At 73.4% G+C, this 25,920-nt stretch carries 25 protein-coding genes; 15 read left to right on the top strand and 10 right to left on the bottom strand.

Annotation, left to right across the window (positions count from 1 at the left end; genetic code table 11):
• Positions 1-254: 254 nt before the first annotated feature.
• Positions 255-494 carry a chaplin gene (locus ACZ60J_RS02195; RefSeq protein ID WP_469678222.1) on the bottom strand — a complete coding sequence of 80 codons (240 nt, stop codon included), beginning with the start codon at positions 492-494 and terminating at the stop codon, positions 255-257.
• Positions 495-875: 381 nt separating this feature from the next.
• On the opposite strand from ACZ60J_RS02195, the gene sigK reads away from it, so the two are divergent.
• A complete protein-coding gene (sigK, locus tag ACZ60J_RS02190; protein WP_469679089.1) occupies positions 876-1,493 on the top strand; it encodes an ECF RNA polymerase sigma factor SigK in 618 nt (205 codons plus the stop codon).
• Positions 1,490-2,242: an anti-sigma factor gene (locus ACZ60J_RS02185; protein ID WP_469678220.1), complete on the top strand. Its 753-nt coding sequence runs from the start codon at positions 1,490-1,492 to the stop codon at positions 2,240-2,242. The genes sigK and ACZ60J_RS02185 overlap by 4 nt, the downstream gene beginning before the upstream one ends.
• A 64-nt stretch (positions 2,243-2,306) precedes the next feature.
• On the opposite strand, the gene ACZ60J_RS02180 is transcribed toward ACZ60J_RS02185, so the two are convergent.
• The gene (locus tag ACZ60J_RS02180) at positions 2,307-2,591 is read right to left on the bottom strand and encodes an amidohydrolase family protein (RefSeq protein WP_469678218.1); all 285 of its coding nucleotides are present in this window, start codon (positions 2,589-2,591) and stop codon (positions 2,307-2,309) included.
• A gap of 266 nt (positions 2,592-2,857) precedes the next feature.
• Between ACZ60J_RS02180 and ACZ60J_RS02175 the strand changes: the two genes are divergently transcribed.
• On the top strand, positions 2,858-4,447 hold the full coding sequence (locus ACZ60J_RS02175) for an AMP-binding protein (RefSeq protein ID WP_469679088.1): 1,590 nt from the start codon (positions 2,858-2,860) through the stop codon (positions 4,445-4,447).
• A 211-nt stretch (positions 4,448-4,658) separates the two neighbouring features.
• On the opposite strand, the gene ACZ60J_RS02170 is transcribed toward ACZ60J_RS02175, so the two are convergent.
• Positions 4,659-5,363 (bottom strand): PepSY domain-containing protein, encoded by a 705-nt coding sequence (locus ACZ60J_RS02170; RefSeq protein ID WP_469678216.1) that lies wholly within the window; start codon positions 5,361-5,363, stop codon positions 4,659-4,661.
• Between the two features lie 132 nt (positions 5,364-5,495).
• Here ACZ60J_RS02170 and ACZ60J_RS02165 point away from each other — a divergent pair, with 132 nt between their 5' ends.
• Together ACZ60J_RS02165 and ACZ60J_RS02160 are read left to right on the top strand one after the other, a co-directional pair.
• The gene (locus ACZ60J_RS02165) at positions 5,496-6,173 is read left to right on the top strand and encodes a response regulator transcription factor (RefSeq protein WP_250743198.1); all 678 of its coding nucleotides are present in this window, start codon (positions 5,496-5,498) and stop codon (positions 6,171-6,173) included.
• On the top strand, positions 6,166-7,566 hold the full coding sequence (locus tag ACZ60J_RS02160) for a sensor histidine kinase (protein ID WP_469678214.1): 1,401 nt from the start codon (positions 6,166-6,168) through the stop codon (positions 7,564-7,566). Before ACZ60J_RS02165 ends, ACZ60J_RS02160 begins: the two co-directional genes overlap by 8 nt.
• 34 nt (positions 7,567-7,600) lie before the next feature.
• Here the strand turns inward: ACZ60J_RS02160 and ACZ60J_RS02155 are convergent, their stop codons facing one another.
• The 3 genes from ACZ60J_RS02155 to ACZ60J_RS02145 all read right to left on the bottom strand — a co-directional run bounded on the left by ACZ60J_RS02155 (position 7,601) and on the right by ACZ60J_RS02145 (position 11,291).
• Positions 7,601-9,553, bottom strand: a complete 1,953-nt coding sequence (locus ACZ60J_RS02155) for a bifunctional metallophosphatase/5'-nucleotidase (RefSeq protein ID WP_469678212.1) — start codon at positions 9,551-9,553, stop codon at positions 7,601-7,603.
• Between the two features lie 117 nt (positions 9,554-9,670).
• Entirely contained in the window at positions 9,671-10,360 is a 690-nt protein-coding gene (locus tag ACZ60J_RS02150; protein WP_469678210.1) for a TetR/AcrR family transcriptional regulator, read from the bottom strand.
• A gap of 109 nt (positions 10,361-10,469) precedes the next feature.
• Complete coding sequence (locus tag ACZ60J_RS02145) at positions 10,470-11,291, bottom strand: SCO4651 family lipoprotein (protein ID WP_469678208.1); 822 nt, start codon at positions 11,289-11,291, stop codon at positions 10,470-10,472.
• 190 nt (positions 11,292-11,481) lie between these two features.
• Here ACZ60J_RS02145 and ACZ60J_RS02140 point away from each other — a divergent pair, with 190 nt between their 5' ends.
• The 4 genes from ACZ60J_RS02140 to ACZ60J_RS02125 all read left to right on the top strand — a co-directional run bounded on the left by ACZ60J_RS02140 (position 11,482) and on the right by ACZ60J_RS02125 (position 15,857).
• Positions 11,482-11,973, top strand: coding sequence for a GNAT family N-acetyltransferase (locus ACZ60J_RS02140; RefSeq protein ID WP_469678206.1), 492 nt, complete (start codon positions 11,482-11,484; stop codon positions 11,971-11,973).
• A gap of 686 nt (positions 11,974-12,659) precedes the next feature.
• Positions 12,660-12,845: a hypothetical protein gene (locus tag ACZ60J_RS02135; protein ID WP_469678204.1), complete on the top strand. Its 186-nt coding sequence runs from the start codon at positions 12,660-12,662 to the stop codon at positions 12,843-12,845.
• 57 nt (positions 12,846-12,902) lie between these two features.
• Positions 12,903-14,888, top strand: coding sequence for a Dyp-type peroxidase (locus tag ACZ60J_RS02130; RefSeq protein WP_469678202.1), 1,986 nt, complete (start codon positions 12,903-12,905; stop codon positions 14,886-14,888).
• Between the two features lie 9 nt (positions 14,889-14,897).
• Positions 14,898-15,857, top strand: a complete 960-nt coding sequence (locus tag ACZ60J_RS02125; RefSeq protein ID WP_469678200.1) for an aldo/keto reductase — start codon at positions 14,898-14,900, stop codon at positions 15,855-15,857.
• Positions 15,858-15,865: 8 nt separating this feature from the next.
• Here ACZ60J_RS02125 and ACZ60J_RS02120 read toward each other — a convergent pair whose 3' ends face one another.
• Positions 15,866-16,756 carry an esterase/lipase family protein gene (locus tag ACZ60J_RS02120; protein WP_469678198.1) on the bottom strand — a complete coding sequence of 297 codons (891 nt, stop codon included), beginning with the start codon at positions 16,754-16,756 and terminating at the stop codon, positions 15,866-15,868.
• A 111-nt stretch (positions 16,757-16,867) separates the two neighbouring features.
• Here ACZ60J_RS02120 and ACZ60J_RS02115 point away from each other — a divergent pair, with 111 nt between their 5' ends.
• Complete coding sequence (locus ACZ60J_RS02115) at positions 16,868-18,196, top strand: PucR family transcriptional regulator (RefSeq protein ID WP_469678196.1); 1,329 nt, start codon at positions 16,868-16,870, stop codon at positions 18,194-18,196.
• Between the two features lie 403 nt (positions 18,197-18,599).
• Complete coding sequence (locus tag ACZ60J_RS02110; protein ID WP_469678194.1) at positions 18,600-18,872, top strand: hypothetical protein; 273 nt, start codon at positions 18,600-18,602, stop codon at positions 18,870-18,872.
• An 88-nt stretch (positions 18,873-18,960) separates the two neighbouring features.
• Here ACZ60J_RS02110 and ACZ60J_RS02105 read toward each other — a convergent pair whose 3' ends face one another.
• Both ACZ60J_RS02105 and ACZ60J_RS02100 read right to left on the bottom strand, forming a co-directional pair.
• Entirely contained in the window at positions 18,961-20,367 is a 1,407-nt protein-coding gene (locus ACZ60J_RS02105; protein ID WP_469678192.1) for a L,D-transpeptidase, read from the bottom strand.
• Positions 20,368-20,607: 240 nt separating this feature from the next.
• Positions 20,608-21,123, bottom strand: coding sequence for an FBP domain-containing protein (locus ACZ60J_RS02100; RefSeq protein WP_469678191.1), 516 nt, complete (start codon positions 21,121-21,123; stop codon positions 20,608-20,610).
• Positions 21,124-21,194: 71 nt separating this feature from the next.
• Here ACZ60J_RS02100 and ACZ60J_RS02095 point away from each other — a divergent pair, with 71 nt between their 5' ends.
• From ACZ60J_RS02095 to argG, 3 genes are all read left to right on the top strand, one after another.
• Positions 21,195-21,764: a TetR/AcrR family transcriptional regulator gene (locus ACZ60J_RS02095; protein ID WP_469679087.1), complete on the top strand. Its 570-nt coding sequence runs from the start codon at positions 21,195-21,197 to the stop codon at positions 21,762-21,764.
• Positions 21,765-21,840: 76 nt separating this feature from the next.
• Positions 21,841-23,016, top strand: a complete 1,176-nt coding sequence (locus ACZ60J_RS02090; protein WP_469678189.1) for a GDSL-type esterase/lipase family protein — start codon at positions 21,841-21,843, stop codon at positions 23,014-23,016.
• A 166-nt stretch (positions 23,017-23,182) separates the two neighbouring features.
• Positions 23,183-24,631 carry an argininosuccinate synthase gene (gene argG, locus ACZ60J_RS02085; protein ID WP_469678187.1) on the top strand — a complete coding sequence of 483 codons (1,449 nt, stop codon included), beginning with the start codon at positions 23,183-23,185 and terminating at the stop codon, positions 24,629-24,631.
• A gap of 85 nt (positions 24,632-24,716) precedes the next feature.
• On the opposite strand, the gene ACZ60J_RS02080 is transcribed toward argG, so the two are convergent.
• Entirely contained in the window at positions 24,717-24,953 is a 237-nt protein-coding gene (locus ACZ60J_RS02080; protein WP_469678185.1) for a DeoR family transcriptional regulator, read from the bottom strand.
• A gap of 185 nt (positions 24,954-25,138) precedes the next feature.
• On the opposite strand from ACZ60J_RS02080, the gene ACZ60J_RS02075 reads away from it, so the two are divergent.
• Positions 25,139-25,915 (top strand): GntR family transcriptional regulator, encoded by a 777-nt coding sequence (locus tag ACZ60J_RS02075; RefSeq protein ID WP_469678183.1) that lies wholly within the window; start codon positions 25,139-25,141, stop codon positions 25,913-25,915.
• Positions 25,916-25,920: the final 5 nt, after the last annotated feature.

The following is a 25,920-nucleotide window of genomic DNA, read 5'->3' as shown; positions in this document are numbered from 1 at the left end:
GTGAACATCGGTTGGTGTGTTGACCTTTGCGCGGGTGTTGCGGGGGGTGCCGGCGAGGGGCCCAGGGGCTGAATCCTGGTGCGACCCCCGCACGCGGGCGGCAGCGCCGACAGCCGCCGCCCGCGCGGGTCCTCCAGGGCACCGGCGGCGCTCAAGAGTGGCGACCCACTCCCCGCCGGTCCGGAGGACCACCGGCCCGCCGCCGCCCCGTTGCCGGCGGCGGCGGGCCGGAGACTTGCGGTCCGGGGCCCGGGTCAGGCGTTGACGCAGGTGTTGCCGAACGCGGGGTTGAGCAGCCCGATCACGCTGACCGAGTTGCCGCAGACGTTGATCGGGATGTGGATGGGGATCTGGATCAGATTGCCCGAGGCGACCCCGGGGGAGTGGGCGGCGAGGCCCTGGGCTCCGGCGTCGGCGGAGGCGGCGGAGGCCCCGCCCACGAGAAGGGCACCCGAGGCGAGGGCGAGTGCGGCACTCTTGAGGACACGCGACACGACAGATCTCCTTGCTGGCTGTGCGGCGGCGGATTCCGGGGCCCATCAGCCCCATGACCCGCCGAGCGACGGGCCCTGGACCGGGCCCGCGACCCTCCTTCGGCCCGGACCCCCGGCGCGGTTTGCTCCTGGAGGGCCGGTTCCCCCGAACGGATTCGCTTTCGCGTGTATGTCGGCCAATCCGTACGCGGACCGGCTCCGAAGACAAGGTGAGACAGCAAGGACCCGGCGCGCACCGCGACCCCGGCGGACGGGGAACGGGTGTGCCTGCCACGAAGGATCGTTCATGCGATGGATGGACCGGCGAGAACCACTCGCGGCGCCGCCGTGCCCGCCCGGGCACGGCCGTACAGGGGAGCCGCTCAGGTGAGCCCCGACAGGCTGCGCTTCCCCGGACCGGGCCCGGACGGGCACGGCGCAAGCCCCGGCACTGGCGCCGGACCCGGATCGGCCGCGGCCGAACTCGCGGAGCTGATGGCGCGCGTCGCGCAGGGGGACCAGGACGCCTTCTCCGCCCTGTACGACTCCGTGGCCGGCACCGTATTCGGCATCGCGGTCAAGGTGGTGCGCGACCGCGCACAGTCGGAGGAGGTCGCCCAGGAGGTGATGATCGACGTGTGGCGCCAGGCCGCCCGCTACCGCCCCGAGCAGGGCAGCGTCATGGCCTGGGTGGCCACGATCGCCCACCGCCGGGCGGTCGACCGGGTCCGCTCCGCCCAGGCCTCGGCCACCCGCGAGCACGACGTGGGCGTACGCGGCCAGGAACGGCCCTTCGACGAGGTGAGCGAACAGGTGGAGAGCCGGCTGGAACGCGATCAGGTCAACCGCTGCCTGCGGAGGCTGACCGAGCTCCAGCGCCAGGCCGTCACCCTCGCCTATTACCAGGGGCTGACCTACCGTGAGGTCGCCGAGACCCTCCAGACTCCTCTTCCCACGATCAAGACCCGGATGCGCGACGGACTGATCCGCCTGCGCGACTGCATGGGGGTGACCACGTGAAGCACGACGAAGAACTGCACACCCTCACCGCGGCCTACGTACTGGACGCGCTCGGACCGGGTGAACACGAAGCCTTCTCCCGGCACTTGGGCCGCTGTGCGCCGTGCTCCGGGGACGTCGCGGAGTTCTCCGCGACGGCCGGCCGGCTGGCCGCCGCCGTGGCCCTCGTGCCCCCGCCGCAGATGAAGGCGGACGTGCTCGCCCGCATCGAGACCGTCCGCCAGCTCCCTCCACGGGTCGGCGTCCGCCGGGCGGCGGGCTTCCTCGACCGGCTCCCGCGCAAGGCAGGGGCCTTCGTCGTCGCCGCGTCCCTGATCGGGGCGGCCCTCTTCGGCGGCGCCGCGCTCCACGAGAGCGGGCAGGCGGACCGGGCCCGGCAGGAGGCCCGGCAGGCCGAGGCGCGCAGCCAGGAGCTGCGGGCCGTGGTCACCGCCCCGGACGCCCGTACCGTCCACGGCCGCACCAGCAGCGGAGCCGCCGCGACGGTGATCAGCTCCGCCGCCCGGGACCGGGCCGTGTTCCTCGCCGACCGGCTGCCGGCCGCCGGGAAGGGGCGCACGTACCAGCTCTGGCTGGCCGACCGCGGAACGATGCGCCCGGCCGGCTTCCTCACCGGGGACGGGGCGGCCGTGCTGGACGGCGACCTGGGCAAGGCCACGGCGGTCGGGCTGACGCTGGAGCCCGCCGGGGGATCGGCGCAGCCGACGACCAGCCCGCTGGTCCTGCTCGCCCTCCCGGCGCGGGCGTAGGGCGTACGGAACCTCCCAGGCGGGTGGCCGGGTCCACCGGGGCCCGGTTCACCGGCAGCGGGGTTCACGGCCCGCCGAGCAGCGCCGCCGCGTTCGTGTCGAGGATCGCGGCGGCGTCCGCCGGGGGCAGCCCCGACCCGGCGACGCAGGAGACCGCCCGCACGAACACCTCCCCGTCCTCGTAGGGGAAGTCCGTGCCGAGCACGAGGCGGCCCGCGCCGAAGGAGGCCGCCGCCGCGACCAGGGCGGGCCCGTGGCAGTACGCGACATGGGCAGGGGTCCAGAGGTGGGCGTGCAGGTCGATCCGCCCGACCGGTGGCACGGGCGGCGGCGCCGCGGAGTTGCTCACCCTTCGATGGAAGTCCCGGCCCGGGGGCGCGGCCAATCGGGGCGGCCGCATCGCGCGCCGTCGGGTCTGGTCCCGGCCGCGGGCCGCGTGGATCATGAGGGGGTGCGTCGGGGCAACGGGGCCCCGGTGCCCGCCACCGAGCCCAGGGGGTCCATGTGCCGTCCGTGCCGTTCGCGTCTGCATCGTCGGAGTCGTCGGAGTCGTCGGAGGGGTCCGCGTCGTCCGCGTCGTCCGTCGAGCCGAGTTACGCCTCCGGGGCCGGCGAGGTGCCGCTGCTGGGCGACACCATCGGCGAGAACCTGGACCGCGCCGTCCGCAGGTTCCCCGGCCGCGATGCCCTCGTCGACATGGCCTCGGGGCGCCGGTGGACGTACGCGGAGTTCGCCGCGGACGTGGACGATCTCGCGCTCGGCCTGCTGGACCTCGGGATCGTCAAGGGGGACCGGGTCGGCATCTGGGCCCCCAACCGCCCCGAGTGGACGATGGTGCAGTACGCCACCGCCAGGATCGGCGCGATCCTCGTCACCGTGAACCCGGCCTACCGTTCCCACGAGCTGGAGTACGTCCTGCGCCAGTCCGGGATCCGGCTGCTGGTGGCGGCGGAACGGTTCAAGACCTCCGACTACGCGGCCATGATCGAGGAGGTCGGGCCGCGCTGTCCGGACCTGGAATTCACCGCCCTGCTCGACGGGCCGCTGTGGAACTCCCTCGCCGAACGCGGGCGCCGCGCCGACCGGACGGAACTGCTGCGCGCCCAGGCCGCGCTGAGCCCCGACGACCCGGTCAACATCCAGTACACCTCGGGGACCACGGGCTTCCCCAAGGGGGCGACCCTCTCGCACCACAACATCCTCAACAACGCCTACTTCGTGGGCGAGCTGTGCCACTACACCGAGCAGGACCGGGTCTGCATCCCGGTGCCCTTCTACCACTGCTTCGGCATGGTCATGGGGAACCTCGCCTGCACCAGCCACGGCGCGGCCATGGTCATCCCCGCGCCCGCCTTCGACCCGGGCGCCACGCTGGCCGCCGTCCAGGCGGAGTCCTGCACCTCGCTCTACGGGGTCCCCACCATGTTCATCGCCGAGCTGGCACACCCGGACTTCGAGACCTACGACCTCTCCAGCCTGCGCACGGGCATCATGGCGGGCTCGCCCTGCCCGGTCGAGGTGATGAAGGAGGTCATCGACCGGATGGGCATGCGGGAGGTGTCCATCTGCTACGGCATGACGGAGACCTCGCCGGTCTCCACCCAGACCCGCGTGGACGACTCCGTGGAGCGCCGCGTCTCGACCGTGGGCCGGGTCGGACCGCACCTGGAGGTCAAGGTCGTCGACCCGGCCACCGGCCGGACCGTCCCGCGCGGCGAACCGGGCGAACTGTGCACCCGGGGCTACTCCGTCATGCTCGGCTACTGGGCCGAGCCCGAGCGCACCGCCGAGGCCGTCGACGCGGCCCGCTGGATGCACACGGGAGACCTCGCCGTCATGGACGGGGACGGGTACCTGAGCATCACCGGGCGGATCAAGGACATGGTGATCCGCGGCGGGGAGAACCTGTACCCGCGCGAGATCGAGGAGTTCCTGCACGCCCACCCCGACGTCCTGGACGTCCAGGTCATCGGCGTGCCCGACCCCAAGTACGGGGAGGAGCTGATGGCGTGGGTGCGGATGCGCGAGGGGGCCGAGCCGCTGACCGCGGAGGCCGTGCGCGCGTACTGCGAGGGCCGGCTGGCCCACTTCAAGATCCCGCGCTACGTCCACGTCGTGGAGGAGTTCCCCATGACGGTGACGGGCAAGATCCGCAAGATCGAGATGCGGGAGACGGCGACCCGGCTGCTGGGCCTTTCCTCCTGACGGAGCTTCACCACGGAGCTTCACCGGCGGCCGTCCGGTGGTCCGTCCGTTCGCCGGTCCCGAGGTCGGGCCGTCGCGCCGGCCATCCCTCCGTCCGGCCGCCCGGCTGTCCGGCCATCCCTCCGGCCGGCCGGCCGTCGCGCCGGCCGGTCCCGTGTCCCGTACCGCCGTATCCGCGGTACGGGACCGCGCGGGCGGAGCCCGCAGGAGCTCAGCGGGACGCCCCTGCGCCCTTCCCCGCGACCGTGTTGCTCGTGACCGTGCCGTCGGCGCCGGCCAGGGTCACGGCGTGCCGGATCCCGTCGGAGCCGAGGACCACCACGCGCCAGGCGCTCCCGCCGCCCTCCTGGGCGATCACGCGCAGCGCCTCGGCCTTGCCGCCGGGCACGGCGGCCTCCGCCTTCTCCAGGGCCCGGGCAGCCGGCAGTGCAGGCAGCGGTACGGGGGCCCGGCCGGGCCCTTCCACGACGACCCCCTCCTCGCCCTCGGCCGCCCCGGGCATCCCCGGTCCGCCCGGCGGGACGACGCCCCGCTCGCCCTTGTGCCCCCGCAGGCCGGGCTCGCCCGGCTTCCCGGGGCGAGCGGGCAGCGGAGCCGTCATCTCGCCGCCCCTCTCCCGCTCGACGTCGAACCGGTCCCACAGCCGCTCCGCGCGCGTGCGGCGGACGTCGTGCTCGTGGTCCGTCACGGCCACCGCCCCCACCGCCCCCACACCCGCGGACGCCGCCACCACCACGAGCCCGAGCGCCACCCAGCGTCCCCGGCCCGCACGGACGAACCGGGTGAAGCGTGCGGTCCGGGCGCCGCGACCCGCCGCCTTGCCGGCCGGGTCGCCGGTGCCCCCGCCCTCGCCGCCGCCCTCCCCGGGAACGGCGGCCGGGGGGAATTCTGGCGGCTGCGGACTGGACTGAGTCATCTGAAAGCTCCTCGCGTTCTCCGGGCGGCGTGCCCGGCTCGGCCGATCCTGCGAGCAGGATGCTGAAGCCCCGCTGAAGCGAGCTGAAGAACCCTTCAGCAAGCCGGAGGCGCGACCTGAGAACCTTGCCCCATGCGCGTACTGGTGGTCGAGGACGAGCGGCGGCTGGCCGCCGCCCTGCAACGTGGTCTGCGGGCCGAGGGCTTCACCGTGGACACGGCACACGACGGCCCGCAAGGCCTGTGGATGGCCGGCGAACACGACTACGACGCCATCGTGCTCGACATCATGCTGCCCGGCCTGAACGGCTACCGGGTCTGCGCCCGGCTGCGCGCGGCCGGCTGCGAGTCCGGCATCCTCATGCTCACCGCCAAGGACGGCGAGTACGACGAGGCCGAGGCGCTCGACACCGGGGCCGACGACTTCCTCTCCAAGCCCTTCTCCTACGTGGTCCTCGTGGCCCGCCTGCGGGCCCTGATCCGGCGCACCGGCCGCCGCAGCCCGCAGGTCATGGAGTTCGGCGACCTCCACGTCGACCCCGCCCGGCAGCGCTGCACGCGCGGCGGCGTCGAAGCCCGGCTCACCGCGCGCGAGTTCGCCGTCCTGCTGCACCTGGCGCGCCGGGCGGGAGAGGTCGTACCCAAACGGGACATCCTCGACCACGTCTGGGACACCGCCTACGAAGGGGACCTCAACGTCGTGGAGGTCCACGTCAGCGCCCTGCGCCGGAAGATAGACGCGCCCTTCGGCCGGGCAGCGGTGGAGACCGTCCGGGGCGCCGGATACCGGTTGGCGGCCGACGGTGGCTGAGCCCGGCCTGTCCCTCGCCCGCCGGCTGCGCCGGGCCGTGTCACGGCTCCGTCCGCGGTCCGTCCGTGCCCAGGCCACCCTCGGTGCGTCCGCCGTGGTGGCCCTTGCCCTCGGTCTGGCCTCCTTCGCCCTGCTCGGCGCCCTGGAGACCAACCTGACCATGAGCGCCGAGGCCGATGTCGAACGGCAGGCCGTCCAGGTGGCCGCGCTGGCGGCCACCGGCCGGCTGGAGCCCGTACCGCCCCCGGGGCGCGGCACGGACTTCGTCCAGGTCGTCGACGCGCGGGGCCGCGTCATCGCGGCCAGCCCCAACCTGCGCGGCCGCCCCGCCCTCGTCCCCGAACCGCCCGTCGCACCCGGGACCGTCCGCGGCACCTGGAAGGGCGGCCGGGTCCGGCAGGAACACCGCCAGCGCGTCGTGCAGGTCACCACCGTCACCGCGAACGGCCTGGTCACCGTCTACGCGGGGACCTCGCTGCGGGACGCCGACACCGCCGACGAGACCATCGTGGCGGTGCTGGCCGTCGTGGTCCCGCTGCTCGTCCTGGTCGTGGCCCTGATCACCTGGCGGGTCACCGGCTGGGCGTTGCGCCCCGTCGAGGCCATCCGCGCCGAAGTCGCCGAGATCGGCGACCGCGAACTGCACCGCCGCGTGCCCGTTCCGGCCACCCGCGACGAGGTGGCCCGGCTCGCCGTCACCATGAACGCCACCCTGGACCGGCTGGAGGCCGCCGGCATCCGCCAGCGCCGCTTCATCGCGGACGCCTCGCACGAACTGCGCAGCCCGATCACCGTGCTCCGCACCCAGTTGGAGGTCGCGCAGGCCCACCCGGATCCCGAGCTGTGGGGCGAGCTGGTCAGCGGAGCCCTGGAGGACACCGTACGGCTCCAGGACCTGGCGGCCGACCTGCTCCTGCTGGCCCGCCTGGACACCTCGGAGCCGCCGCCGGCCGCCGCCGTCGACCTCACCGAGGTGGTCCGCGAAGCGGCCCGTACGCGCAGGGGAGAGCGGGTCCCCGTCCGGGCGGACATCGCCCCCGGGATCGAGGTCCGCGGCAGCACGATCTGGCTGTCGCGGCTCGTCACCAACCTGCTGGACAACGCCGGCCGGCACGCCGAGCAGCACGTCACCGTCGTCCTACGCGAGGACGCGTCCCGGGGCGAGGCCGTCCTCGAAGTCACCGACGACGGCGCGGGCATCGCACCCGCCGACCGCGAACGGGTCTTCGAACGCTTCACCCGGCTCGACGACGCCCGCGCCCGCGACGAGGGCGGCACCGGCCTGGGCCTGGCCATCGCCCGCGACATCGCCCTGCGCCTCGGGGGCACCCTCGCCGTCCGGGATTCCCCGAAGGGGGCCCGCCTGGTCGCCACGCTCCCGCTCGGCCCCTGACGGAGCGGAGCCCGAGCCGCCTGGCGGCGCCCGCTCAGCAGACCGGCCGGCGCCCGGCGTCCCGTGCGGCCTCCTCCTCCGCCGCGACGGGCGCGGGCACTCCCGGTACCGGATCGGCCGGGGTCACGAGCAGCCCCTCGCGGCCCGGGGGATCCGAGAGCGGGGAGGGCTTCACGGAGACCCGGCCCGTGGAGACGGCCTCCAGGGTGCCGATCGCCGCGACGTACGCCGGGAAGCTGTCCGTGTCCCGCCGGTGACGGGCGGGCTCCCGGTGGTCGCCGAGGGCCGGGTAGCCGTCCTGACCGGTGAGCGTGTACGAGGTGGTCACGACCCGGTACGAGGCCTCCGGCCGCAGCGGAGCGCCGTCGACGAGCACGTCGCCCGGCGTCACCCGGTCCCCGACGGGCCCCGCCGCGTCGAAGGAGTACCGGACGTTGTCCGACACCGCGAGCGGGGCGTACGTGAGCACACCGGAGGCGTCCAGCGCCCACTGCTGTTCCAGGGCGTCGTGGAGCCGGCGTCCGCTCACCTCGACGCTGACCAGCGGGCACCCGTAGCCGACGGCGCGCCAGGCCCGGTCGAAGCTGACCGGATCGTCCAGGGCGGGCCCGGCGAGCAGATCGGTGTTGATCACGCTGCGGCCCACGCGCGGGGCGACCGCGATGAGCGCCAGGTCCGCGCCCGAGCGCGCGGGCCGGGGGCTCGTGTCGAAGGAGTCGGGCTCCTGACGGGCCGCCCACAGCGCCCAGTCGGCGACGAGGTTGCCCATGGTGGACTCCCCGGCCGGGGAGAGCCGGCGGCGGAAGGAGGCGCGCTGGCGTCCGATGACGCGCGCCCCGTGCCGCTGCGCGAAGCCGGTCCAGTGGTCGACGACCTCCTTGAGCACCGGATCGGGTTCCACGTCACGGGTGTTGGGGTGGTTGACGGAGCTGGTGAGCGCGCGCACGACCGTACCGGTGTCCGCGTCGAGCCGCAGATTGATCTCGCCGATGATCTGCCCGTGGCAGCCGGCCTCGACGAAGGGCCTCGGCCGTCCGTCGGGGCCCGGGAGCATCATGTTGAAGGCGCAGTGCCAGTGGCCGGTGACGATCGCGTCGATGTCGGGGGACACGCGCAGCGCCAGCTCGTAGGCCGGACCGCTGGGTTCGCTGCCGGAATCGAAGTCGCTGCCCGCCACCGCCCCGTCGTGCATGCTCAGGACGATGGCGCCCACCCCGTGTGCCTTGAGCCGGGCGGCGCAGAGGTTGGCGGAGCTCAGCTGGTCCACGGTGGCCAGGCCCGGCTGGAAGGAGTTCCCGAAGGTCTCGGTGCCGACGACCGTCAGGTGGATGAACCCGATGGGCAGCCGCCGCCCGCCCGGCGCGTCCACGTACTCGACGTGGTACGGGGGCAGCATCGTCTCCCCGGTCGTCGCGGACACGGCGTTGGCGCTGTAGTAGCGGAAGTCGGCGCCGTGGAAGGGTGCCCCGCCGGAGTCGGGGAACGTGTTGGTCACGCCCGCCCCGTCGTAGGGGATCCCCTCTTCCATGTGCCGGCGCAGGAAGCCGGGCGTGCGGTCGAACTCGTGGTTCCCGGCGGTCGCGAAGTCCAGGCCGAGCCGGTTCAGGGCCTCGATGGTCGGCTCGTCGGCGAGGGTGAAGGCGGGATAGTCCCAGCCGGAGAACAGGTCGCCCGGCGCGAAGAAGAAGGAGTTGGCCCGTCCGGCCCGCAACCGGGCCAGATGGGTGGCCATGAAGGCGACCCCGCCGACCTCGTACGTACGGCCGCCGGCGCCGGTGATGACGGAATCCCGGGCCGGGGCGGCGGAGAGGTAGCCGTGCAGATCGGTGATGTGGAGCAGCTGCACGTCCACGTACCCGGCCGTGCTCGCGGCATCCTCGGCCGCGCCGGTCGCGGCCGCCGCGGTACCGGTGAGCGCCTTGACGCCGAAGGCCCCGGCGGCTCCCGCTGCCCGGGCCAGGAACCGGCGCCTGCCGAACTCTTCCATCAGGCCCGCCCCCGATCCGCCGGCGGGCCAACTCCCGCACGCTCGGAAGCAGTCTGTACGCGACCGGTGACCGTCCGTGGCGCAGCATCCGTCACCGGGGCTAAATTCCGCGGAACTTCACCCTGTCGACGCCCCTCGGGGAGGGGCGTAGCGGGCCAGGAAGAGGTCGACCCCCGAGGTGACGACGCGGGTCAGCTCCGCCCGGTCGGTCTCGGTGCCGGGGGCGAAGGTGTGCACCAGTTGCGGGACGCCGACGGTGGCGGCCACGAGCTGCCGGACGGCGAGCTCGGGGTCGACGACGTGGAGCCTTCCGCGCCGGCCGAGTTCGGCGAGGGCCTCGACGAGGGGGCCGTTGAACATGTCGTACGTGACCTGGTACCAGAGCCGGCCCAGCTGGGGGAAGCGGCCGATCTCCCCGATCACCAGACGGCGCAGCGCCATGACGTCGGGCCGCAGCAGGACCGCGGCCCAGTCGCCGGTGACGGCGATCAGGGCGGCGCGCAGATCGGCGGCCTCCACGAGGGCGGAGCCGTCCGGTTCGAGTCCGGCGCAGGTCTCGCGCAGGATGCCGCCGATGGTGGCGAGGAACAGCCGCTCCTTGGTGCCGAAATGCTTGTAGAGCGTCGCCTTGGAGACCCCCGAGCGGCCGGTGATCGCGTCCATGGAGGCGGCCGCGTACCCCTCGGCGAGGAACTCCGCGGCGGCCGCGTCCACGATCGCCCGGCGTTTGCGCCGGACGGCGTCGGAGGAAGCGGGGATGACCGGGATGCCGTAGGCGTCGGTGGCGTTCGCCGTCTCGGCTTCCATGGGGGAGTCCTTCGTACCTGCGGGGTGGCGTGGGGGCGATGCGCCGGGGCAGGCCCAGTGTAGGAAACGGACCGCCCGGCACGCACCGCGTGCCGGGCCCCGGGGCGCCTCAGCCCTGCGCCGCGCCGCCGTTCTTGACGGCCTCGGTGAGGTCGGCCGTGTCGGCGGCCGGGGGGATCGCGATGTCCTTGGCCACGCCGAAGGACAGGAAGTCGATGTCGACGGTGACGTTCCCGAAGACCTGGTTCAGCCGCGAGGGCATGCCCTTGTCGTCGACCCAGATGTCCGAGACGAGCTCGGTCGCACCGCCCCCGCCCACGGCGCCGAAGACCGCTTTGGAGTCGCCCATCTTGTCCACCGGAACCGTGGCACGGTAGTGGACGGAGCTCTTCCCGTTGACGTCCTCCCGGCCGACCTCGGTGACGTTGCTGGCCCACTTGAGCGACTTCAGCCCGGCCGTCGGGTCGTTGTTGCCCGCGCTCATCCCGGCGGCGCCCTGCTCGCCGAGCACGGCCGAGGCCTCGAGCTTCAGCCAGGTCTTGCCCGCGAAGGGGCCGCTCGGCGCCGGGTCGATGCCGTAGTAGTACGCCCCCTGCACCAGCCGGTACGTGATCGTGCCGTCGGCGACCAGGTCCTGCATCTGCAGGTCCGCGGCCGGCATCTCGGCCTCCATCGCCAGGCCGTTGCCCCAGGAGTAGGTGCCGTTGACCTGGACCGGCTTGCCGCCCGTGTCGGGCATCGTCACGCTCATCTCGACCTCGGCCGAGCCCGCCTTGGAGGCCTCGTCGGAGACCTTCGTCAGCCGCGCGACCAGCGTCTCCGCCGAATCCGCCGCCTTCTTGCCCACGGAGGCCCCGGCCGTACAGCCGGTCAGGCCCGCCGTCACGACCACGGCGGCCGCGATGCCCGTGGTGACTGTTCCTGCCTTCATTCCCCACCCCTTGCTCGGTTGTCGTCCCCGCCCCCCCGGACAGGACCGGTCGCCCCTACGCTCGCACAACACCCGGACAGCAGCCGCGGATTTCGGCCCCCACCGCCCCTTCGCGATGTCCCCGCGAGGCCCGCGGGAGGCCCCCGAAACTCTCGGCACCCGTCCGAGCAGCCCGTATATCCTGCCCGGCATGCTGCGACTCGAACGCCTGCGGGCCGATCACGAAGACGCCCTGCTGGCCTTCGAGCGGGACAACCGGACGTACTTCGCCCGCTCCGTACCCGACCGGGGGGACGCGTACTTCGCGGAGTTCGCCGACCGGCACCGGGCCCTGCTCGCGGAACAGGACACGGGCGCGTGCCGGTTCCACGTGGTGCTGGACGGTGCCGGGGAGCTGATCGGACGCGTCAACCTGGTGGACCTGGCGGACGGCGCCGCCGACCTCGGCTACCGGATCGGCGAACGGGCGGCGGGCCGCGGCGCGGCCACCGCGTCCGTCCGGGAGGTCTGCCGGATCGCCGCCGCGGAGTACGGGCTCGGCGTCCTCACCGCGTCCGCGGCCCTGGACAACCCGGCATCGGCGGCGGTCCTCCGGCGGACCGGGTTCACGGTGGTGGGGGAGACCGTCCTGAACGGCAGCCCCGGGCTGACCTACCGGCGAACGCTCACGGCCGAGGCCTGACCGGGCCCTCGCCACGCCGGGCTCTCGCCGCGCCGGGCTCTCGCCGCGCCGGGCTCTCGCCCCGCCAGGCCCTTCCCTTCGTACGCGTCCTCCCCTCGGCCCTCCGTCGCGTCCCGAGTCCTCTGCCTCGGTCCTCCCTCCTGCGCGGTCCTGCGTCGGGTCCCGAGTCCTCTGCCCTGGCCCTCCCTCCTGCGCGGTCCTGCGTCGCGTCCGGAGTCCTCTGCCCCGGGGCTCTGTCCTGCACGGTCCTGCGTCGCGCCCCGAGTGCCGTGCCCCGGCCCTGCGCCCCCCGACGGGGCGACAGCCCCCGCCCTGATGCGTCCGGGTGACGGTCCGCCAGGGATCCGTCACCCCATCGGTGGCCCCGGCGCGCGCGCACGGCGTTGATCACCGAGTGTGTTGATCACTGGCAGCACGTGCTGCCCGTCGGCCCCCGCACTGAGGAGTCCCCGTCCCCATGGCTGTCGCCGCCGCCCTCTCCCTCCCGCGCGCCGCCCTCTTCGCGAAGGACGCCGCGCGGCCGTTCGCACGGCGCCCGGTCCGGGCGGCGCTCAGCCAGGGCGGACCGCCTTCCCCGAGGCCCTGCCCCGGACGGCCCTCATGACGGCCCGCGGAGTTCGAGACACCCACCCCTCTTCTCCGATTCCCTCCTCCCGCTTCCCCCTTCTCCCCACGTAAGGGCGCCCATGTCCCGTCCCGGAGTCGCCCGCGCCGTGATCGCAGGCCCGCTCCTCGGCCTTCGCCACTACGGGCACGGGAACGGGAAGCCCGGCCGCGCCCTCGGCAGGGTGCCCGCCGGCCCCGCCGGCCACGGCACCCGCTTCGAGGTCACCACGAGCGGCTCCGTAGCGCCCCCGGCGCCGGCGCGCTGACCCCGGCCGCTCTCCGTACCTCTTTCCCCTCGCCCCCTCGCCACTTGGAGCAAGCCGATGGCCCTCGTCCCGTCGCCGCCCCCGGGCTGCCCCCACGCCGGACCCGCCCGCAGGACCGTCGTCCAGGCGGCGGCCCTCGCCGCCGCCGGTCTGACCACGGGCCTCGCGCCCGCGGCCCGGGCCGCCGAGACCCCGGCCGCGGAGCCCGCGCGGCGGGACACCGCCCCCGCGGCCCTTCCGCTGCGCACCGACCGCACCGCGCAGGGCGACATCCTCGCCGGGTTCCGCAAGGACCACGCCTGCTTCCTGTTCCTCCACTTCGGCGACGCCGACAAGGCCAGGCACTGGCTGACCGGGCTGCTGCCGTCGATCTCCACCACCGAGGAAGTGGGCCGCTTCAACCAGGCATTCAGCCGGGCCCGCCGACGCAGCGGCGGCATCGACCCCGCCTCCATGGCCACCCTGTGGACCGGGATCGGCCTGACCCATCCGGGGCTGCGCCTGTTCGCGGGCAAGGAACCCTTCCCCGCCGCTCCGCCCGGCTCCAGCGCCGAGGCCTTCACCCAGGGGTCCGCCGCCCGCGCGCAGCAGATCGGCGACACCGGCACCAGCGCCCCGCAGTCCTGGCTGTTCGGCGCCGAGGAGCCCGGCCGCGCGGTGCACGCCGTCCTCACGCTCGCCGCCGACCAGCCCGAACGCCTCGCCGTCGCCGTCGCCGAGCACCACGCGGGCATGGCCGAGGCCGGCGGAACGGTCCTGTTCCGCCAGGACGGAGCCACTCTCCCCGGCGCGCTGCGCGGGCACGAGCACTTCGGCTTCCTCGACTGCATCAGCCAGCCCGGCGTACGGGGCTTCGACGAGCCCGATCCCGCCGATCCCGCCAGCGTGCTGGGCAAGCCCGGAACCCGGCTGATCCCCGCCGGCGAGTTCGTCGTGGGTCCCGAGCGGGTGAACAAGCGCCCCACGGGCCTGCCCGCCTGGGCCACCGGCGGCGCCTTCCAGGTGGTACGCCGCCTCGCGCAGGACGTGCCCGGCTGGTGGACCCAGGTCGCCCTGCGCCTCGCCGAACTCCAGCGCGCCGGAGCCGCTCCCGCCGACGCCGGCCGGGAATGGCTCGGGGCCCGCCTGATGGGCCGCTGGCCGGGCGGCATGCCGGTCGCCCTGTGCCCCGCGGCAGAGGAACTGCCCGTGCCGGGCAAGCACCCCGACATCGGACTCGACTACAGCCAGGACCCGCAGGGCTGGCAGATGCCGCTGTTCGCGCACATCCGCAAGGGGAACCCCCGCGGCGGCCTCGTCCTCACCCCGGGCCGTCCCCCCGTGACCCAGGCGGAGCTCGACGCGCGGCGCCTGATGCGGCGCGGAATCCCGTACGGCGCCGTCTACAAGCCCGAACTCGGCGAGGAGCACGGTCCGCAGGCCCCGCGCGGGCTGGTCTTCGTCTGCCACCAGTCGGACCTGGTGGGACAGTTCGAGCTGGTGATGCGCAAGTGGATCAACGACCCCGAGTTCCCCGCCGGCCGCAACCCGCGCACCGGCTGCGACCCGGTGATCGGCCCCGACTCGCCCATCGCCTTCGAAACCCCCTCGGCGGACGGCACCGGCAGCCGGGCCAACACCCTCTACTTCGGCCGGTTCGTGCGCACCGAGGGCTCGGTCTACGCCTTCAGCCCCTCCCTCCCCGTCCTGCGCGGCCTGGCCAAGGGGGAGCTCGACGCCTCCATCGAGTTCCACACCGGCTCCGTCCTGCGCCCCGGCGACGTCCTCGACGGGGGGAAGGCCCGGCTGACCCTCGACGCCACGGGCGACCTCGCCCTGCTCGACACCGCGGGCACCCGCACCTGGCGCGCGTACACGGGTGGCGTCGGGCACGACGCCGTGCTCACCCAGGACGGCGAACTGCTCGTGCGCGACGCCGACGGCGCCGCCGTCTGGTCCAGCGGGACCAGCGGCCACCCCGGCGCGCGCCTGCTCCTGCGTCCCTCCGGAGAGCTGGTGATCGTGGACGGCAAGCGGGTGCTGTGGAAGGCCTCCGCCTCGTAGGGTGACCGCATGGCGATCACGGCACCAGTGACAGGCGACACCCGGCTGATCTACGGCTGCATGGCTCTCGGCGGGAGCTGGGAGCCCGGCCCGTACCGGGCCGAGGACATCGACGAGGCGGAGGCGGTGATCGAGGCCGCCCTCGACAGCGGGATCACGATGTTCGACCACGCGGACATCTACCGCCACGGAAAGGCGGAAGGAGTCTTCGGCGAAGTGCTCGCCCGCACTCCCGGCCTGCGCGAACGCATCACCCTGCAGACCAAGTGCGGGATCCGGCTCGCCGAAGGCGACCGCCCCGGCATCTACGACCTGCGGGGCGCGAGCATCCTGCGCCGCGTCGAGGAGAGCCTCACCCGGCTGCGCACCGACGTGATCGACGTCCTGCTCCTGCACCGGCCCGACCCGCTGGCCGACCCGGCGGACATCGCCGAGGCACTCACCTCGCTGCACCGCCAGGGCCTCGTGCGGCAGTTCGGCGTGTCCAACATGAACGCCGCCCAGTGCTCCCACCTGCAACGCCACCTCGACTTCCCGCTGGTCGCCAACCAGCTGGAGATGAGCCTGCACCGGCGGGACTGGCTCGAGGACGGGGTCCTCGTGAACACCCCGGCCGCGGCGGCCGTCGGCTTCCCGGCCGGCACCGTCGAGTACTGCACGGCGAACGCGGTCCGCCTCCAGGCCTACGGGGCCCTGGCCCAAGGGCGCTTCACCGGACGGGAGTCGAGCGTCGGGGAGCACGCGACCGCCGAGCACCTGCGCGCGCTGGCCAAGGCGAAGGACACGACGCCGGAGGCGATCCTGCTGTGGTGGCTGCAACGCCACCCGGCCCGGATCGCCCCCGTGATCGGCACCGGCCGCCCCGAGCGCATCCGGGCCTGCCGCGACGCCGCGCTGCGCGCCCCGGACCTGGGCCACGAGGAGTGGTACTCCCTGTGGCTCACGGCCCGGGGCGGACCGCTTCCCTAAAACACCCCCTAGCCGGGCGAGCCGACCGCGCACACCAGGATCGGGGTGGCCCGGCGCGGGTCGAGGGCGTTGCGGACCATGTGCCAGACGTTCAGGTCGTAGGCCTCGCCGATGTGGCCCACCGGGTCGAAGGGGCAGAAGTCCTGCACGTACTGGTTCCTGACCCCCGGCTCGCGGACGAACGCCGTCTCGGTAGGGGTCACCAGCTCGTCGTAGCGGGAGGTGATGATGGTGTACGCGATCCCGGGCTGGGCCACCGGACCGTCGTTCAGCGCCAGGATCGCGGGACCGCCGGGGACCTCGTCGGCGAGCACCGGGATGCCGACCGTGGTCACGATCTTCTCCATGGTCGCCCGGCCGATCAGCTTGTCGCCCAGGTCCAGCAGTCCGGCGGCGTTCGTGCCGTGGGTCGGGGGAGCGATGGCCACGACCGCCTTGATGTGGGGCTGGATGCCCTGCATCTTGGCGAGGTAGAGGGCCTGCAGCCCGCCCTCGGAGTGGCCGACGACGGAGACCTTGTCCGCGCCGGTCGCGCCGCGCACCTTCTCCACGTACTCCTTGATCTCCAGGTTCGAGACGGCCACCGGCTTGAGGCCGCCGACCAGCGGGAAGCCGTCGTAGGCGCCGTAGGTCAGGGCGAAGGTGCAGTAGCCGCGGGCGGCGAGGTCGAGCTGGAGGAAGTTGAGGTCCTCGTACCAGGTGGCGAAGGTGCCGTGGAGGAGCACCACGGGCTCGGGGTGCGCGGCGCTCGGCCGGCAGGAGAAGTCGTTGACCCCGCCTCCCGTGACGCCCTCGGTGGCGGCGTTCGCCGGGAAGGCGGCGCCGAGCAGGAGGGCCAGCGGGAGGGCGGCCCTGGCGAGCAGGGTGCGGGTGCGCGACGCACGGGTACGGCGAGCCATACGACATCTCCTGACGGGGGTCTGACGGAGGGGCTGACCAGAAGTCAGCACTGGTCGGACTGCACAGAATGCTCCGGCGAGCCGCCCCTGTCCCCTGGCGGTACGCGCAGAATGCTTCCTCCCGCGTTTGTGCGCGGTGACAATGCGGGGATGGACGACGCGGGCGGGACATCTGGCGTTGCATCGGGCGGGTCGGCGGACGGATCGGAGGGAGGGCCGGCGGACGGGGAAGCCGCGGCCGCTAGGGAGCTCGCCGCCGCGCTGCTGCCCCGGATACCGGAGATGGCGGCCGAGACCGTCGCCCGGCTGACCGCCGACATCCCCGCCTACCGGCTGCTGCCCGACAGCGTCCTCGGCGGAGACCTCGTCGCGAACACCGAAGCCGTACTGAACCTGTTCTTCACCACGGTCGCCGAAGGACGGGCACCCACCGAAGCAGAGCTGGCCGCCCCCGTCGCCTGGGGCGCCGAACGGGCCCGGGACGGGGTCCCCCTGGAGGCGGTGCTACGGGTCTACCCGCTCGGCGCCCGCCGGGCCTGGGAGCTCGCCGTGGCCGGCCCGGACCCCGTGGCCGATCCGTACGCCCTGGTCACGGGCCTGCTGGCGTTCCTCGGTGAGGTCATGCCCAAGGTCGCTGAGGCCTACCTGCGCGAACAGGCCGACCTCGACTGGGAACAGCGCGAACACGGCCGGAACCTCGCCGGAGTCCTGCTCGCGGGCCGCCCGGCACGCCGCGCGGCCGAACGGTACGGCCGTACCCTCGCCGAACGGTACGAGGTGGTCGTCCTGCGGCTGCCCGAGGCACCCGGCGGCGCGACCAACCGGATCCTGCGCGCCCTGCGTTCCGAACTGGACGGCAACCCCGAGGTGCTGGCCACCTTCAAGGGCGAAGGCGGCGTCCTCCTGGTCCCGGCCGCCCCTCCCGGCCCGTCAGGCCCGCCAGGCCCTCCCCTCCCTTCCGGGCCGGACGGCGCGACCCGGCGGCTGCTCGCCCGGCTCGACACGGCTGCCGAACTGCGGTGCACGGCGGCGGCCGCCGTCGCCGAGGACCACGGCTCGATCCCGCGCGCCCAGGCCGAGGCCTCCGAAGTGCTCTCCCTGGCCGAGGACCTGGGGCGCCCGCCGGGTCTCTACCGGCTGGCCGACCTCGCCGTCGAGTACCAGCTCGTGCAGCCCGGCCCCGCCCGCGACGCCCTGGCCCGTGTCCTGGCACCCCTGGACGGCCAGCCCCATCTGATCGCCACGCTGCGGGAGTTCATCGCGTCCGGCTACCGGCGCGCCGAGGCCGCCGAAGCCCTCACCGTGCACCGCAACACCCTGACCTACCGGCTGGGCCGCATCCGGCTGCTCACCGGCCACGACGCCACCGACCCCGCGGGGGCCCGCCACCTCGCGGCCGCCCTCACGGCGTACGCCGCAGCCCGCCGCACGGGCCCCTGAGCCACCCCGGCGGGCCGGGGCACCGTGTTGGGGCCACCCGAACCCTTCTTCTGGTCATGTTTCGTGGGATGTAACTGGGGCTCTGAGCTGGAGAGTTGGACCAAGGGGGCGCTCGTTGTACTCTCTCCCCGAGTGGTAAGGGGAGCGTCGAGGGATGGCGCACTGTCCCTCTCTGCTCGAGCGTGCTTTTTCGTGCACGTTCGAACCCAGCTACCGCTGGGACCCGCTGGCAATACTTGGTTGTGATGTTCTGCGACCTCAACGACAGCTGACGCATACGTCGGCGCACAGTGGCGGGGCTGTGTCTGTAGGCAGCTCCGTCTGTCTTCGTTGAGGTTGCTGCCCTCGTTGCAGGCGGCCCCTCCCGAAGCAGACGGCCACCAACCGTCTCGGGGAGGGTCACGTGCAGGCCGACGAGCAGCGCGTATCGGATCTGGCCAAGCTGGGTCACGTCCAGGTGTTCAACATTCGGGTCGGGGACAATTCCCCGGTCACCTTGACCAGCTCCGGCGGGACCACTCTGCCGCCAGGCAGCCCCTCGATTCAGGGTTCTGAGGGTGGCGGGTCCGGCGGACGGCTCAACTCGCGCTGGTGGCGAAGCACCCTGTTCTGGACCGTTGCCGGCGTGGTCGTGGGGTTCGGCTCCCTGCTCGCTGCCGTGATCGCGTTGAAGTGATCCTTTCAAGGCGAAGGCCATGCAGGACCCCCGCCGGCCGAGGCCTGGGGGGTCCTGCATGGCCTGCAGCCCCGTCGGGAGGGCGCCGTCAGGTGAGGGGGGACAGCCGGGACGGGCCGTGCGCCGACGCGAGCGCGGCGGCGTTCGCGAGCGGGGCATCGGTGGCCGCGCCCAGTGCGCTGCCGGCCAGCCAGTCGTCCCAGTCGAGGTTCCAGTCCCCGAACCCGTTGGCGAAGGGTGCCATCGGCTCACCGCCGCTGTTGACCACCGAGACCACGTCCCCTTCCCGCACGGTGTCGAAGAACCAGGCCGCGTCGGCGGTGCTCATTCCGGTGCAGCCGTGGCTGACGTTCTCCTCGCCCTGCGCGTCGACCGACCAGGGCGCGGCGTGCACGTACTCCCCGCTCCACGTCACCCGCGTCGCGTAGAAGACCGGCAGGTCGTAGAACTCGCTCGTCCCGCGCTTGATGCCCACCGTGTCCCCGCGCATGCGCACCTTGCGCTCCTTGCCGAGCACGACCTTGATGCCGGTGCGCGTCAGGAAGCCCGCCTTGCCGGTGGTCACCGGGATGGTCCGCACGGTCCGGCCGTTGCGCCGTACGGTCATCTCGTGCTCGGCGGCGTCGGTGACCGCCTCGATCCGGTCCCCGACGGTGAACCGCAGGGACTCCGAGGAACCGCCGTACTGCCGTTCCCCGACCTCCACCCCGTCGAGACCGCTGACCACGTTCACCACGGCGTGGGCGGGCCAGTAGGTACGGGGCCGGTAGTGCAGGGTCGAGTCGTCGACCCAGTGCCATGACCCCTCCACCGCCGGTTCCGAGGTGACCTGCAGGGCCCGCTCCAGCCGGGCCCGCGCCGCCGGGTCGGTGGCCGGGACGGGGTGGCTCAGCGAGGCCGTCACGATCTGTCCGGCCCCGTACGTTCCGGGCCGGGGCCCGAACTCGGCAGTGAGCCGGTCGTCCGTCGCCGACGCCGTCGCCGAGGTCCGGAACGCCATGGTCACGCCGACCGGGGTACCCGCCGCGTCCTGGGCGCCGACCCGGACGGTGTAGGTCTCACCGGCCCGCAGCGGCTCGGTGTTGCTCCAGTGGTGCCCGTGGGCGCCCAGGGCGCCGCCCACGTAGCGGCCGTGGCCGTCGTGGACGGTGACGTAGGTGAGCAGGCCCGGTCCGGCGAGGGCGATCTCCAGGGGGCCGGCCGCGTCGGTGGGCAGCACGACGGTGTGCGCCGCTGCCCGGGCCGCGCCGCGCGACGAGGGATCACGGACCACGGAACCGGCTCCGCTGGCCGTGGCCCGGACCAGCTGCTGCTCCAGTCCGCCGCACAGGCCGGCCCGGAAGGCGTCCATAGAGCACCGCCGGCCCCCGTCGTCCAGCACCCGGCCGACCAGCAGCTCGACGGAGCCCGCCGGTGCGCCGCCGCCCTGCTGTCCGTCACCGGACCGCGTCGCCGCCTGTGGCGCGGCGGCGACGACGAAGACCGCCCCGACCACCGCCCCGGCGACGCTCCACGTCCTGCCCCGTCGCCGGAGTCCTCCACGGTGTGTCGATGACAGCATGCGCGCCACGCAGCCCTCCCAGATCGCCTTCGGCCGGATGGCAGCATCAAAACGATTTCCGGCCAGCCCGATGATCATGAACTCGGCCCATGGGGCCGAACGGGCACCGAAGAGGGCTCGTACGGAGTAACGGAGCGGGGGAGCGGTGCTTCAGGCCGTACTCCAGGCCGCGCTTCAGGCCGTAGCCGTGACGCTCTGGGAGGCCGTGACGTTGGCGATGAACCCGGCGAGGTTCGCGACCGTCCGCTCGATCTTCTCCTCCAGGGTGAGCGACTCGTGGAGCCGCCCGTCCGGGCCCGCGTCCTTCTTGCCCCGTACGTAGAGCGAGCAGGCGAGGTCCCCGCAGATGTACGCGCCCACCGTGTTGCCCTGCTGCCCGGCCTTGCCCGCCTTCGGCGCGACCATCAGGGAGACGCCCCCGGTGTGGGTGGTCAGGCACAGCGAGCACATGCTGCGCCGCGCCTGGGAGGAGGCGACGCCGGAGGAGCGCAGCGCGAGGGCGACCGGGCGGCCGTCCAGCTCGGTGACGAGGTAGGCGCGCTCGGGGGCCTTGGGGTCCCACCAGCCCAGGAAGTCCAGGTCGGCCCAGGGGCGGTCGGCCAGGTCGCGGGGAACGGACAGGCGCTTGGCCTCGCCCTTGGTGCAGTTCACGAAGGCGGAACGGATCTCTTGCTCGGTCAACGGCTTCATGAGCGGCAGGCTAATTTGCCTAAAAGTTTTAGGCAAATACATAATGACTATCGCCAGCTAGGAGGCACATGATGGTTCGAGCAGGACTGACCGCCGAGCGGCTGACCCGGGCGGGGGCGGAGCTCGCCGACGAGGTCGGCTTCGAGCAGGTGACCGTCTCGGCGCTCGCCCGACGGTTCGACGTCAAGGTCGCGAGCCTCTACTCGCACCTGAAGAACTCCCAGGACCTCAAGACCCGGATCGCGCTCTTCGCCCTGGAGGAGCTGGCCGACCGGGTCGCGGCCGCCCTGGCCGGACGGGCCGGCAAGGACGCCCTCGCCGCCTTCGCGGACGCCTACCGGGACTACGCCCGGCAGCACCCCGGCCGCTACGACGCCGCCCGGCTCCGGCTCGACCCCGAGACGGCCGCCGCCAGCGCGGGCGTCCGGCACGCCCAGATGACGCGGGCGATCCTGCGCGGCTACGACCTGACGGAACCCGACCAGACGCACGCGGTCCGGATGCTCGGCAGCGTCTTCCACGGCTACGTCAGCCTGGAGCTGGGCGGCGGCTTCAATCACACCGCCGTGGACCCGCAGGAGTCCTGGGACCGGATCGTGGACTCGCTCGACGCGATGCTGCGCAACTGGCCGACGTCCTGAGCGACATCCTGCGCCGGCACGCCGGCACGGGGGCGCACCCCGAGACCCGCAATCCCCCGATCACGAGGCCGAGGCGATGAACACACCTGCCACCCCATCCGTCACCACCCCGGTCACCGAGGACCTCCTGCGCGGCGCGGCCGACGTGGAACGCACCGCGCACGGGCTGCTGCCCCACCGGCTGCCCGCCCGGGTCCGCCCGCAGATCCCCGACGACCAGCTGGCCACGGCCGAGGCCCGACCGTCCGGCGTGCGCCTGGCCTTCCGTACCCGCGCCACCGTCATCGAGCTGGACGCCCTGCCGACGAAGCGGGCCTACCGGGGCTTCCCGGTCCCGCCGGACGGCTCGTACGACCTCGTGGTCGACGGCGTGCTCACGGCCCGGGCCACCGTGCCCGGCGGCCGGGTCCGCACCCAGGACCTGGCCACCCAGGCGGTCGAACTCGCAGAGGGGCCGCCCGGCACCGCCCGCTTCGCGGATCTCCCCGCGCGGGACAAGGACGTCGAGATCTGGCTGCCGCACACGGAGGTCACCGAGCTCATCGCGCTGCGCACCGACGCCCCCGTCACCCCGGCGCCGGACGACGGCCGCAGGGTGTGGCTGCACCACGGCAGCTCGATCAGCCACGGCTCGAACGCCGAGCGCCCCACCGGCACGTGGCCGGCGCTGGCCGCGGCGCAGGGTGCGGTGGACCTGCGCAACATGGGCTTCTCCGGGAGCGCCCTGCTGGACCCCTTCACGGCCCGCGCCATGCGCGACACCCTCGCCGACCTGATCAGCGTCAAGGTCGGCATCAACATCGTCAATCTGGACGTGATGCGGATGCGCGCCTTCGCCCCCGCGGTCCACGGCTTCCTGGACACCCTCCGCGAGGGCCATCCGACGACGCCGCTCCTCGTGGTGTCACCCATCCTGTGCCCGATCCAGGAGGACACCCCGGGCCCCCTCGCCCCCGACTTCAGCACCGGGACCCTGCGGTTCAAGGCGCTGGGCGACCCGGCCGAACGGGCCGCCGGGCGCCTGGCGCTGGGCGTCATCCGCGAGGCCCTCGCCGCCATCGTCGCGCAGCGGGCGGCCGAGGACCCGCACCTGCACTACCTCGACGGCCGCGAGCTCTACGGGGCTTCGGACCACGCCGAGCTGCCACTGCCGGACGACCTGCACCCCGACTCCGCGGGTCACGTGCGCATCGCCGAGAACTTCGCCCGCCACGCCTTCGCCGCCGGGGGCCCGTTCGCCCCGTCGGCGTGAGGCTGAACCACCTCGCGCCGTGGTCCGGCGGGGCGGTCCCAGGGGGCTCCGCCGGACTCGCCGCCCGGGCGGCAGCGCGTCAGAATGACCGCACGCCCGCCCGGTGCCCGGAGCGTCGTAGGCCCCGCATTTTGCATGATCATGCATCATCGCGCATACTCATCCCATGTCAAAGGTTCTCACCTCCCTGCCCACCGGCGAGCGCGTCGGAATCGCCTTCTCCGGAGGCCTCGACACCTCCGTCGCCGTCGCCTGGATGCGCGACAAGGGTGCCGTCCCCTGCACCTACACCGCCGACATCGGCCAGTACGACGAGCCCGACATCGCGTCGGTGCCCGCGCGGGCCACGGCGTACGGTGCCGAGATCGCGCGCCTGGTCGACTGCCGTGCGGCGCTCGTGGAAGAGGGCCTGGCCGCTCTCGCCTGCGGCGCGTTCCACATCCGCTCCGGCGGCCGCGCCTACTTCAACACCACGCCGCTCGGCCGCGCCGTCACCGGCACGCTGCTGGTCCGCGCGATGCTGGAGGACGACGTCCAGATCTGGGGCGACGGGTCGACCTTCAAGGGCAATGACATCGAGCGGTTCTACCGCTACGGCCTGCTCGCCAACCCGCACCTGCGCATCTACAAGCCCTGGCTCGACGCGGACTTCGTGACCGAGCTCGGCGGCCGCAAGGAGATGTCGGAGTGGCTGCTCGCCCACGAGCTGCCCTACCGCGACAGCACCGAGAAGGCCTACTCCACCGACGCCAACATCTGGGGCGCCACCCACGAGGCGAAGACCCTCGAGCACCTCGACACCGGTGTGGAGACCGTGGACCCGATCATGGGCGTCCGGTTCTGGGACCCCTCGGTCGAGATCGCCACCGAGGACGTGACCATCGGCTTCGAGCAGGGCCGCCCCGTCACGATCAACGGCAAGGAGTTCGCCTCCGCCGTCGACCTGGTCATGGAGGCGAACGCCATCGGCGGCCGCCACGGCCTGGGCATGTCGGACCAGATTGAGAACCGCATCATCGAGGCCAAGAGCCGCGGCATCTACGAGGCTCCGGGCCTGGCCCTGCTGCACGCCGCGTACGAGCGCCTCGTGAACGCGATCCACAACGAGGACACGGTCGCCCAGTACCACAACGAGGGCCGCCGCCTCGGTCGCCTCATGTACGAGGGCCGCTGGCTGGACCCGCAGGCGCTGATGATCCGCGAATCCCTGCAGCGCTGGGTCGGTGCGGCGATCACCGGAGAGGTGACGCTGCGCCTGCGCCGCGGCGAGGACTACTCGATCATGAACACCACGGGCCCGGCGTTCAGCTACCACCCGGACAAGCTCTCCATGGAGCGCACCGAGGACTCGGCGTTCGGCCCGGTGGACCGCATCGGCCAGCTCACCATGCGCAACCTCGACATCGCCGACTCCCGCGCGAAGCTGGAGCAGTACGCGGGCCTCGGCATCGTCGGCACCACGCACCCCGCCCTGATCGGCGCCGTCGAGGCGCCCGGCTCCGGCCTGATCGGCGCCATGCCCGAGGGTGGAGCGGAGGCCATCGCCTCGCGCGGCGAGACCTCCGGCGACGACGAGCTGCTGGACCGTGCCGCGATGGAATTCGGCACCGACTAGTCGCCGCCGACGCTGCCGCTGCCGGCAGCAGGGCGTGATGCGCCGCCCGTGGTCCCGAGGGGGCCGCGGGCGGCGTTCGTCTTCGTCAGCCCGGGGTCACCCAGGGGGCGACCGCGCCGCCGCGGACCCGGCGCACATGGCCCCGGGAGTCCAGGAGGCGCAGGTCGCGGTGGAGGGTCATCGCGCTGACCTCCAGGTCGCGGAGGAGCCGTTCGAGGGAGACGTAGCCCTCCCGGCATGCCGTCTCGACGATCCACTGCTGCCGGGACGGGGCGGTCAGCTTGCCCGTGGCCAGACTGATCCGCGGCGCGTGGTCACTCATCCCGTGCGCTCCTTCCCGTGGTGTATGAACCAGATATAGACCAAAAGTAGACCACGCTGAAGAGTCGCGAACTCGGTCGAAGGTCCCGCGGTTACGGGCCCCACGACTGGATCGTCCCGTCAGGGGACTAGTCCCTCTGGTCTGTTTCTGGTTCGGCTACGGTCTGCCGCGGTGATACTGGAGGGGTGAACCAGCCCCTCGACCTGCGGCCCGTCCTCCGGGACGGGTCGAGCCCCGTCCACGTGCAGGCGCGCGACGCGCTCGCCGACGCCCTCGCCGCAGGGAGCCTCGCCCCCGGTACGCGCCTCCCCTCGGAGCGCCACCTCTGCGAGCGCCTCGGCGTCAGCCGCGTCACGCTCCGCAAAGCGCTGCACGCGCTCCAGGAAGAGGGCCGGGTCGGGTCGGCGGAACGGGCGGGCTGGCACGTCGCGGCCGGCGCGGCGGCGGTCCCGGCGTTCGAGCACACCTCGGAACTGATCGGCGGGCTCAAGGAGTACGGCCGCCGGCTCGGGTTCACCCCGACCGCGCGCGTGTTCGCGGCGAGGCTGCGCCCGGCGGACTTCGAGGAGGCGGACACCCTCCACGTACTGCCCGGGGCGGAGGTCTTCGAGCTGGACCGGGTGCGGCTCTTCGACGACGCTGTCATGTGCCGCTCCGTCACCCTCGTCCCGGCCGAGCGCGCCCCGGGCATCGGCGACGCCGACTACACCACCGCTTCGCTGTACGCGGAGCTCACCGCACGCGGCATCGTCCCCACCCGCGCGAGCTACACCGTCCACTCCTCGCTCGTCACCCCGGACACGGCCCCCTTCCTCGACCTGCCCGAGGGGGCTCCCGTACTCCACATCGAGCAGCTCACCTACGACCAGCACGGCAGGCCCTGCGAGTACAACCGCGTCGTCTACCGAGCCGACCGCTACCGCTTCCACGCCACCCTGACGGCCGGACCCGCCCACGGCTGAGCCCA

The sequence above is a fragment of the Streptomyces sp. NPDC104226 genome (assembly GCF_055584085.1).
Note: the sequence above shows the minus strand (reverse complement) of the source record. Positions and strands in the feature narration are given on the sequence as shown.

Excerpts from the sequence above, each read along its gene's own strand:
- ACZ60J_RS02170 (WP_469678216.1), bottom strand. The coding sequence starts at position 5,363 with ATGACTCAGTCCAGTCCGCAGCCGCCAGAATTCCCCCCGGCCGCCGTT.
- ACZ60J_RS02165 (WP_250743198.1), top strand. The coding sequence starts at position 5,496 with ATGCGCGTACTGGTGGTCGAGGACGAGCGGCGGCTGGCCGCCGCCCTG.
- ACZ60J_RS02155 (WP_469678212.1), bottom strand. The coding sequence starts at position 9,553 with ATGGAAGAGTTCGGCAGGCGCCGGTTCCTGGCCCGGGCAGCGGGAGCC.
- ACZ60J_RS02150 (WP_469678210.1), bottom strand. The coding sequence starts at position 10,360 with ATGGAAGCCGAGACGGCGAACGCCACCGACGCCTACGGCATCCCGGTC.
- ACZ60J_RS02145 (WP_469678208.1), bottom strand. The coding sequence starts at position 11,291 with ATGAAGGCAGGAACAGTCACCACGGGCATCGCGGCCGCCGTGGTCGTG.
- ACZ60J_RS02140 (WP_469678206.1), top strand. The coding sequence starts at position 11,482 with ATGCTGCGACTCGAACGCCTGCGGGCCGATCACGAAGACGCCCTGCTG.
- ACZ60J_RS02135 (WP_469678204.1), top strand. The coding sequence starts at position 12,660 with ATGTCCCGTCCCGGAGTCGCCCGCGCCGTGATCGCAGGCCCGCTCCTC.
- ACZ60J_RS02130 (WP_469678202.1), top strand. The coding sequence starts at position 12,903 with ATGGCCCTCGTCCCGTCGCCGCCCCCGGGCTGCCCCCACGCCGGACCC.
- ACZ60J_RS02125 (WP_469678200.1), top strand. The coding sequence starts at position 14,898 with ATGGCGATCACGGCACCAGTGACAGGCGACACCCGGCTGATCTACGGC.
- ACZ60J_RS02120 (WP_469678198.1), bottom strand. The coding sequence starts at position 16,756 with ATGGCTCGCCGTACCCGTGCGTCGCGCACCCGCACCCTGCTCGCCAGG.
- ACZ60J_RS02115 (WP_469678196.1), top strand. The coding sequence starts at position 16,868 with ATGCTTCCTCCCGCGTTTGTGCGCGGTGACAATGCGGGGATGGACGAC.
- ACZ60J_RS02100 (WP_469678191.1), bottom strand. The coding sequence starts at position 21,123 with ATGAAGCCGTTGACCGAGCAAGAGATCCGTTCCGCCTTCGTGAACTGC.
- ACZ60J_RS02095 (WP_469679087.1), top strand. The coding sequence starts at position 21,195 with ATGGTTCGAGCAGGACTGACCGCCGAGCGGCTGACCCGGGCGGGGGCG.
- ACZ60J_RS02090 (WP_469678189.1), top strand. The coding sequence starts at position 21,841 with ATGAACACACCTGCCACCCCATCCGTCACCACCCCGGTCACCGAGGAC.
- argG (WP_469678187.1), top strand. The coding sequence starts at position 23,183 with ATGTCAAAGGTTCTCACCTCCCTGCCCACCGGCGAGCGCGTCGGAATC.
- ACZ60J_RS02080 (WP_469678185.1), bottom strand. The coding sequence starts at position 24,953 with ATGAGTGACCACGCGCCGCGGATCAGTCTGGCCACGGGCAAGCTGACC.